General features: G+C 57.4%; 10 protein-coding genes. 4 read left to right on the forward strand and 6 right to left on the reverse strand.

All coding sequences use genetic code 11. The features are described 5' to 3' along the window. The 4 genes from AC221Y_RS16435 to AC221Y_RS16450 form a co-directional block, all read left to right on the forward strand. A partial coding sequence (locus AC221Y_RS16435; RefSeq protein WP_486707769.1) for an aldehyde dehydrogenase family protein occupies positions 1-539 on the forward strand: 539 nt, incomplete at its 5' end. Beyond that, positions 530-967: an aldehyde dehydrogenase family protein gene (locus AC221Y_RS16440; protein WP_486707770.1), complete on the forward strand. Its 438-nt coding sequence runs from the start codon at positions 530-532 to the stop codon at positions 965-967. The genes AC221Y_RS16435 and AC221Y_RS16440, both read left to right, overlap by 10 nt. 10 nt (positions 968-977) lie before the next feature. Further along, positions 978-1,721: a GntR family transcriptional regulator gene (locus AC221Y_RS16445; protein WP_486707771.1), complete on the forward strand. Its 744-nt coding sequence runs from the start codon at positions 978-980 to the stop codon at positions 1,719-1,721. Positions 1,722-1,735: 14 nt separating this feature from the next. Further along, positions 1,736-2,818 (forward strand): nucleoside hydrolase, encoded by a 1,083-nt coding sequence (locus AC221Y_RS16450; protein WP_486707772.1) that lies wholly within the window; start codon positions 1,736-1,738, stop codon positions 2,816-2,818. Here AC221Y_RS16450 and AC221Y_RS16455 read toward each other — a convergent pair. Genes AC221Y_RS16455 through AC221Y_RS16480 form a run of 6 tightly spaced genes read right to left on the reverse strand, consistent with a single transcriptional unit; the run spans position 2,811 to position 8,294 of the window. After that, entirely contained in the window at positions 2,811-4,232 is a 1,422-nt protein-coding gene (locus AC221Y_RS16455) for an L-fucose/L-arabinose isomerase family protein (RefSeq protein ID WP_486707773.1), read from the reverse strand. The two genes, AC221Y_RS16450 and AC221Y_RS16455, sit on opposite strands and share 8 nt — an antisense overlap. Positions 4,233-4,242: 10 nt before the next feature. Further along, positions 4,243-5,007 carry an SDR family oxidoreductase gene (locus tag AC221Y_RS16460; protein WP_299756696.1) on the reverse strand — a complete coding sequence of 255 codons (765 nt, stop codon included), beginning with the start codon at positions 5,005-5,007 and terminating at the stop codon, positions 4,243-4,245. Between the two features lie 9 nt (positions 5,008-5,016). After that, entirely contained in the window at positions 5,017-5,913 is an 897-nt protein-coding gene (locus AC221Y_RS16465; RefSeq protein WP_486707774.1) for a tagatose 1,6-diphosphate aldolase, read from the reverse strand. Between the two features lie 4 nt (positions 5,914-5,917). Next, on the reverse strand, positions 5,918-6,934 hold the full coding sequence (locus tag AC221Y_RS16470) for a dihydroxyacetone kinase subunit DhaK (RefSeq protein ID WP_486707775.1): 1,017 nt from the start codon (positions 6,932-6,934) through the stop codon (positions 5,918-5,920). Beyond that, on the reverse strand, positions 6,931-7,461 hold the full coding sequence (locus tag AC221Y_RS16475) for a DAK2 domain-containing protein (protein WP_299756703.1): 531 nt from the start codon (positions 7,459-7,461) through the stop codon (positions 6,931-6,933). The genes AC221Y_RS16470 and AC221Y_RS16475 overlap by 4 nt, the downstream gene beginning before the upstream one ends. After that, the gene (locus AC221Y_RS16480; RefSeq protein WP_299756706.1) at positions 7,458-8,294 is read right to left on the reverse strand and encodes a sugar phosphate isomerase/epimerase family protein; all 837 of its coding nucleotides are present in this window, start codon (positions 8,292-8,294) and stop codon (positions 7,458-7,460) included. The genes AC221Y_RS16475 and AC221Y_RS16480 overlap by 4 nt, the downstream gene beginning before the upstream one ends. Positions 8,295-8,330 lie beyond the last annotated feature (36 nt).

The following is an 8,330-nucleotide window of genomic DNA, read 5'->3' on the forward strand; positions in this document are numbered from 1 at the left end:
TGATGGCGGCGTGGAAGCTGGCCCCCGCCCCTGCCGCGGGCAACACTGTCGTCCTGAAGCCCTCCGAAAAAACGCCGCTTTCGGTGCTTTATCTTGCGGACGTTGCCCTTGAAGCCGGACTTCCGCCCGGCGTCTTAAACGTCATTCCCGGTTTTGGCGCTGACGCAGGTGCCGCCCTTGCCGCGCATCACGATGTGGCCAAAATAGGGTTTACCGGCAGCACCGCCACGGGGCGCAAAATCATCACCGCCTCTGCAGGCAACCTAAAGAAAGTATCGCTAGAGCTTGGCGGAAAAGCGGCCAATATCTTGTTCCCGGATGCGGATCTCAAGTGCGTAATCCCCGGCGCATTCTGGGCCAACTTTGGCAATAACGGCCAAAGTTGTACGGCTGGATCACGGCTGTTGGTACACGAAAGCTTGCACGACGAGGTTGTCGCAGGTCTGACCGAGATGGCTTCAAATCTCAGCACGGGCCCGGCATGGACGATCCCGGCCACGACCTTGGTCCAGTTATCAGCGAAAAGCAGATGCATATGATATTGGGGCATGTTGAGACAGCAAAAACCCAGGGAGCCTACATTCTGGCCGGTGGCATGCGGGCCGGGGATCAAGGCTGGTTCGTCCCACCGACAATCGTAGGCGGAGTTCGCGATGACATGACAATTGCGCAAGAAGAAGTGTTTGGGCCCGTGCTGTCAGTCCTCACTGTCAAGGATGATGCCGAGGCCCTGCACCGCGCGAACAACACCCCCTACGGCCTGGCTGCCGGGCTTTGGTCGCAGGATGTCACCCGCGTGCGCCGTATGGCCGACGCCCTTCAGGCCGGCACGGTCTGGGTGAATTGCTGGGGCGAAACCGACGCAGCCTCTCCCTTTGGCGGCGTCAAGTTATCCGGATACGGACGCGAGATGGGCCGTGATGCTATCTCATTTTACAGCCAGACCAAAAGCGTCTGGATCGCGTGAGGATAAAATAATGGAAACTGAAACCACGCCAAAATACGAACACGCCTACCGCGTTATTCTTGGTCGATTGAAGGATGGGCGATACTCAATCGGGGGGCGCATGCCGACCGAAGGCGAGCTTGCCAAGCAGTTCGACGTCAGCCGCGTCACGATACGGCGCGCGCTCGATATGTTGGTGCAGGACGGGTACGTGGAAAGCAAACAAGGCAGCGGCTATACCGTTTTAACCCTGTCGCCTGCCTCAGATACCTGCCTCACCTCGTTCACCGACGCGATGCTGCGGGCGGGTCATGAACCAACTTCGCGTTTTCTGTCGCTGGACCATTTTGACGCCGACGCGCCTGAACTTGCTCATCTTCCACCTGAAATGGCGAATCTTAACGTCACCCGCGTCAACCGACTGCGGCTTGTCGACCAAATGCCACGCATGCTGGTAATGACCTATGCTCCAAGCACTCTTTTGAAAGGCGCTACCAGCCTGGACTTTCCAGAGAAAGGGCCGGAGCAATCCATCCTCCGCATCCTTAGCCGTCGTTTCCAAATGGAATGGTCCGCCGCGTGCGAAGACATCAGCCCCGTTTTGGCAAACGCCGAACACGCGCATATCTTCGGCGTCGAAATCGGCGTTCCCCTGCTGAAACAAGCCTGTTCTGCCTACGATGATCAAGGTCAGATGGTCTTTCACGAAGATGTTTTTCGCAACGGCCCCGTTAGCTTCAACCTTACGCCGCGCGCCCGTTCTCCTCGCCATTAATCAGGAACTGCACCATGCCAACTTTTGAAAAACTGTCCCCCGACTTGATGGCTGAGCGTCTTACTTTGCCAAAAGGTGGCCCAGTGCGGCTTTTGATTGATACCGACACAGCCAACGAGATTGATGACCAATACGCGCTGGCCTGGGCATTGCTGTCGCCCGAGAAAATGACTGTTGAAGCTATCACTGCCGAACCGTTTTCTTTTGCCCACCATCAACCAGAACTCCTCGCCGCCGAACGCGCAATAGAACAAGGCGGACGCCGCAAGGAGCACCTTGTCGGGGGCTTCCAGGGGTGGATCGACCGCCTTCATGCGCAAGGCAGACGGGCGGCTGATCTGTCGTTTGTCGGCCCGGCGGAAGGCATGGAACTTAGCTACGTCGAAATCCTGCGAATATATGAAAAACTTGGAATGCCCTCAGATGGTAAGGTCTTTCGCGGCGCACCACACTACATGACCGCGCCGGACGATATCGTGAATTCCGAGGCGGTCGACACGATCATCGATCTCGCCAAATCCGGCGATGAGCCTCTCTATATTGCGGCCATGGGATGCGTCACGAATATTGCGGCAGCCCTTCTGCGCGCGCCGGAAATTCTGTCAAAAATCATTGTGATCTGGACCTCGGCCTATCCATCAACCGCGCCGCATTGCAACCGTCCGTCCCTGAACCTTGTGCAAGACGTCCACGCATCGCGACTGATTTTTGACAGCGGCGTGCCGCATATCTACTTGCCCGGCTACCATATCGGGGCACAGCTGAAGATCTCGCGCCCGGAAATGGAAGCCTTCGTGAAGGGCAAAGGCGCGATTGGCGACTACCTTTGGGAACTGTATACAAACAACCCGCTGCACGAGATGTTTGCCATAACCGACCGCGAGCGCCGCACCTGGGTGATTTGGGACATCATCAATATCGCTTGGCTCATCAATCCCGATTGGGTGCCGACGTTTCTCACGTCATCCCCCATTCTGGACGACGATCTGTATTGGCAGAAAGACGCCGCTCGCCACCAGATGCGCGAAGCACATGATGTGCAGCGCGATGAAATTTTTCTTGATCTTTACAAGAAGTTAGATCGCGCTTCTAAGTAAAATCCCGCGCATCCAGGTGGCCGCGCATCCGGCGTTTCCCAAGAACCTCCATGCCCGTCCACGCGGCAAATTCCGCCAGTTCGGCAGCATAGTTGCCGGGCACCAAAACAAAATGGTGCTCTAGACCATGCGCCATCACCGACGCCACCACGTCTTCAACACCAGCCGCCTCGCCATCAATCACAAAGTCCTGCAACCAGCCACGACAGCCTGTAAATCCACTAGGCTCGCGCCCGGAAACCTCTGCGGTCATGCCAAAGAGTGCCGAGGCATTGCGAGCAATGCGAAAAACACTGACTGGACCGTCCCGGAACACCAGGTCGCTGATCGCCCCGTAGATCGGCCCCGCATCGGTTCCGCGTCCAATCATCGGATGGTTGATCCACCGCGCGCCGCGATCATCGGCAAGGTAAAGCGGACCTCCCCCGCCGTGCCACATCAATAGATCCCCCGCGTCAAGGTCCGGCTCGGTCATATCAAGCAAGTACCCCACGCGCCCGGTCAAAGATGCCGCAACCAATTGCGTCACAGCCCCCAGCACGTCCCCTTCCGAGGCAACGGGAAGCCCATGTGTTTCCTCCAACCATGTGAACGCGGCGCCAGGATGCATGCCCGGGTCGTCCTGCAACGCAGGCCAGTCGCTCACTGCAAGGGCTGCATAGCCTCCTGCCTCCGCCATATCCCGCAACGCGACTGCCGCGCGGGCCGTGAGGTCCATTTGAGTATCAGACACGCCTTTCACTGTGGCTGCCGCAGCCATTGCCGCAGCTTCCGACACGACCCTTGCGTCATCCAAAGCCCGCATCCGATCCGTCAGTTCATGAATGTCATGATTTGAAACCTCGACACCCAGCCGTGCCAGCAACTCCGAGGTAGACACTTCCATGTTGTAAAACGTCATCGCCAGCCCGCCGATCACGCCAATCCGCGCGCCCTCCAATGCCGTGGCCGCACGAATGGCACGGAGCGTATTGCCCAATCTCCCAAGCAGCGCCTCGCTCTCCGGAGCGCCGTGGTACCATTGCACCGGGCGGCTTCTAAGATCGCGTACCTGCCGAGCAATCGACATCGACATATTAAGCGAAACGAAATTGTTGAGCTGAACGTCATCCGTCCGCACCGGCTCGGGGACCGACCAAAAGCCCACACGAAACTCCGAGGCCGCGACCGTGCGCGCCACATCGCCCATCGTAAAACCGCCGTGCAGCAGCAATACGAAATCAGCTTTTTTTGCGCGACACAGATGAAGCGCCTTGCCTGTCTGCGCAGCATCCATCGGAACATCCGGGACCACAAAAAGCGAAACACCTTCCCTGGCACACAGGCTCGACAAAGCATCCTCTGCCCGATCCCAGACGTTATGTTTCTCAGGGAAATAGCTTGGCAAAGACGCCCGAATAAATGCGATTTTCATGAAAAGCTCCTCAGATCCGCAGATACCCACCGTCAACAACCAACGATGTGCCCATTACATATTTCGCAAGGTCAGACGCAAGGTAGATGCAGGCGTCAGCAACTTCGCTTGGTTCGCCCCAACGCCGGGCCGGGATCATATCAAGATACCCCTCGCCCGTTTCAGTCCCAATCACCGGATCGTCTTCGACGTTCATTTGCGTGCGCATAATGCCAGGGTTCACGTTGTTCACCCGAATACCCATGGGCCCAAGTTCATCGGCCAACGAATACGTCAGCAGCCGAACCGCGCCTTTGCACATGTTGTAATGACAAAAGCCGCCCGTCCCGCGCATACCAGCGATCGAGCACATATTGATGATCACACCGTTTTTGCGTTTGACCATTGCCCGCGCGGCCATTTGACTGCCGAAAAATACGCTTTTGACGTTCACATCCTGCATACGCTGATAGGTCGCCTCCTTGGCTTCCAGGAACGGCTCCTTTTGGAGAATTCCCGCATTGTTGACCATGATATCTAACCCGCCCCAAGCCTCGGCCTCATCGACCAACGCTTCAAGATCAGCGATCTTTGAGACATCGCAGGTGACGAACTTTGCACAGCCCGGATGACTTGCGTTCATCGCCTCTGCCGTCGGTGTGCCGCCTTCGCGCCCCTCAGGCCTAAGATCTGCGACGATGACCTTGGCCCCTTGTGCCACAAATCCTTCGGAGATTGCGCGACCATTGCCACTTGAACCGCCGGTCACAACCGCAACTTTTCCTTCAAGTAGCATATCCATCCCCTAACTTACGGCCTCGATCAGCCTTTGAAGCCGCATAACGCCTGTTTCCTGCAGCCACTTGCGCAAGACCGTCTCACCACCTTCGCCAAAGACATCTACCGCGTCCGACCAAATCGCACGCCCGCACATAAACCCATGAAACGTAACACCCGCCTCGACGGCCATCTTCAACGAGGCTTCAAATCGTTCAAACGTCACACCCGCACTCAGATACACCAAGTCGATCCCGTTTGCGGCCTCTGCGCAGGCGCGAAAAGCGTCCAAAGCAGCCTCGCGCGACATGACAGGCGCGCCGAACCCCGCGACATAGTCGAGGTCCACGGGAATTTCGACTTTTAGCACATCCGCTTTGAAACGCGGTTCGGCAAATGCTGCCGTAGCAGCGCGCACCATCTCGGGTTTATGGCGCGCATAGGCTTCGCTGCCGGGCAAAAGCGTCGAGTGATAAACCAACGGTTCCATCAGGTATTGGACCCTGGCCGCGTGGCATCGCCGACCAATTTCTTCTACTAGGTCTTGCTTCTGACGGTTCAACGCAGGCGCGTCATCCGGCGCGTAATACATAAAGAATTTCAGCAACTCGACCCCCATACCGGGCAGGTCCGCGACTTTCAGATTTTCGGGAAGCACCGTGATCCGGTCCTCACCCGAGATGTGATACACATCCGCTTCAAAAGCCATCATCCGCGCACATTCATCCGGATAGCTATCAAGAAGTGCAGGCCCAAGTGCTGCGTCCACAAGAACCGTGCTGGCAAAGGGGCCAAGCTCTTCCAAGATCGAGCGCTTGAATGTCAAAAGGTCATCGGCCTGCGCATCAACGCCGCGCGCTTGTATCAGGCTGGCCGCAAGCCCACTTCCGGCATCGACCGCTACTCCATGGAACTTGCGAGACATGGGTTTACCCTACCTGACTGTGAATATGCGGAAAATACGGAGCTGCGTGGGGCGCGCGCCAAAACGCGAGCATCTCAGGCGTCGGTGTGAGAAACGAGATCGAGAACCCACCCATCTCTTGCGTCGTCGAATACGATCCAATCATCGGTGAGATTGCCGGTATCCCACGTGCCTCAAACTGCTTTGCAACTTCGCCGTAGACCGTCAACAATTCCATCATCGTGGTCCCACCTGCCCCATTCACAAGTACAACTGTCGGTGTGCCAGCATCGATTGGGAGGTCCTCAAGCAATTCGGAGGTCATGAAGTCTACAAGATCACTCACCGGCTCGGATTTGCGGCGTCCGACGCCCGGCTCTCCGTGCACGCCCATCCCGATGAAAACCTCATCGTCGGGCAAGGTGAACATCAATTTTCCCGTCAAAGGCGAGACCCCCGGCGTCACCGCAGCTCCCAAAGTACGGGTCGATGAACGCACTTCAGCGCCAAGCGATATCAGGGCGTCGATGCCCATCCCCGCTTCCGCAGCCGCCCCAAGTATCTTATAGATAAACATCGTTCCCGCCGCACCGCGTCGGTCTTCTTCCTGCCCTTTTGGCGCGGACGAAATATCATCGTACATCAGCAAGGGCTGAACATTCAGCCCCTCATCCTGCGCCATCATAGCCGCTGCATTGCCGTTGATGACGTCGCCCTCGTGGCGCGAAATCAGCAGCACGGCCCCGGCGTCCCCCGTCACTTCTTCGAGGCCGTCCAAAATCAAATCCGCCGATGGTGCGGCGAAGACATCGCCCACGATATTCGCGTCCAAAAGGCCTTCGCCCACAAAGCCCATCGCAATCGGCTCGTGACCGCAGCCGTTACCAATCAAGAGTGCTACTTTGCCGTCCTTGGTGCGTAAATTTTTACGGCGCACCAGCCGAGGCTCCGCACCGCGTGCCAGAAGACCGGGAAAAGCCGCGATATACCCGTCGATCATGTCGTCCGGCATCCGCTCCTTTGAATTGAATAGCTTCTTCATTGGACGTCCCTTTTGTGCTGCGCGTAAACCTCAAGCATCGCCACAACCGAAGTGGCACCCGCATCCAAATGCCCAACGCCAGCAGCCTCCACATGCTTGGCTCGACCTCGCTTGGCGGCCATGCCCTTCGTGGCGCGCAGCCCATCCTTGGCCGCCTCTACTGCAGCCACAAGCGTCTCCGCCTGTGACGCCGGGATCAAAGCATCCAGCATGGTCTTGTCACCTGCCTTCGCCTGACCCAGCATTGTGATTTTATCAACGGCCGCACTAAGTGTCTGACTTAGTGGCATGCCTTCACCGGCTTGATTAAAGGCTGCAATAACAACAGCGAACAAAGACCCCGATGCACCACCCGCCGCTCGCCGAAAAGCCTTCTCGGGTGCGGCCGGATCGCCCGCTGCCGCCTTAAGTCCCTTCAACATGGTCGAGCCGTGATCGCCATCCCCCGTCGCCGCATCCAAAGCATTCAAATCGCCTTCCAACACCTCAAACCGAACGACTAGTGATGCAAGAAAGGCGTCTATCATTCGAAAGTCTTTCGCATAAATGCCAAGGCGCGCGCAGCAGCGTCTGTTGGTTCTGGCTCGATATTGCGCCAGATATTCAGGTCAGCGCTTGCAGGATTGCCCGCGATCACAAACATTTCCGCGACAATCCAGCTGTCGTAATTCGCCTCTCTCAGGGCATCACGCACAACGAGCCAAGGTACATGCCCTGACCCCGGCACGCCGCGGTCATTGTCCGAGACATGAAAATGAACAAGTTGATCCGCAGCCGCGACAATGGCTCCCCGTATATCCTTTTCCTCGATATTCAGATGGAACGTATCCAGCAACGCCCCGACACGGTCCGAGCCCGACGCGCGCGCCATGACAGCCGCTTCCTCCGCTGTATTGACCAGATCGGTCTCAAATCTGTTGATCGCCTCAATGCCCAACGTCACGTCACAGGCCGCCAAATGCTCGTCGAGCAAACCAAAGGCCTCCGCGGATCGCTCCGCGCGAGTTACCTTGTTTTCGGGATCAAAAACGCCCCACGGCGCATAAACCACACCGGCCAAACCGCGCGAGCCGATGCGCGCTGTAGTCGAGATGGCCCACCGCAAATATTCCAAGCCAGCCGCGCGCACTTCCGCATTCGGCGAAGTGATATCCTTGTCCGGCGCAAGCCCGTCCGAGCACGTCACCTCAAGCCCATGGTCCCGCACAGCGCGGCCCAAGGCTTCGGCTTTTTCGTCGCTCATCCCAAGAAGCGACACTTCGACCCCGTCAAATCCAAGATCAGCCACGGCGCGCAATATCGGCGTAATTTCATCGGTCCATCGCGCCTGCCACAGCCCCGCATGAATTCCAAATTTCATCGCAGAGCCCCTTTCAGCAAATTGATCACGAAATCA

Source organism: Boseongicola sp. (genome assembly GCF_057460485.1).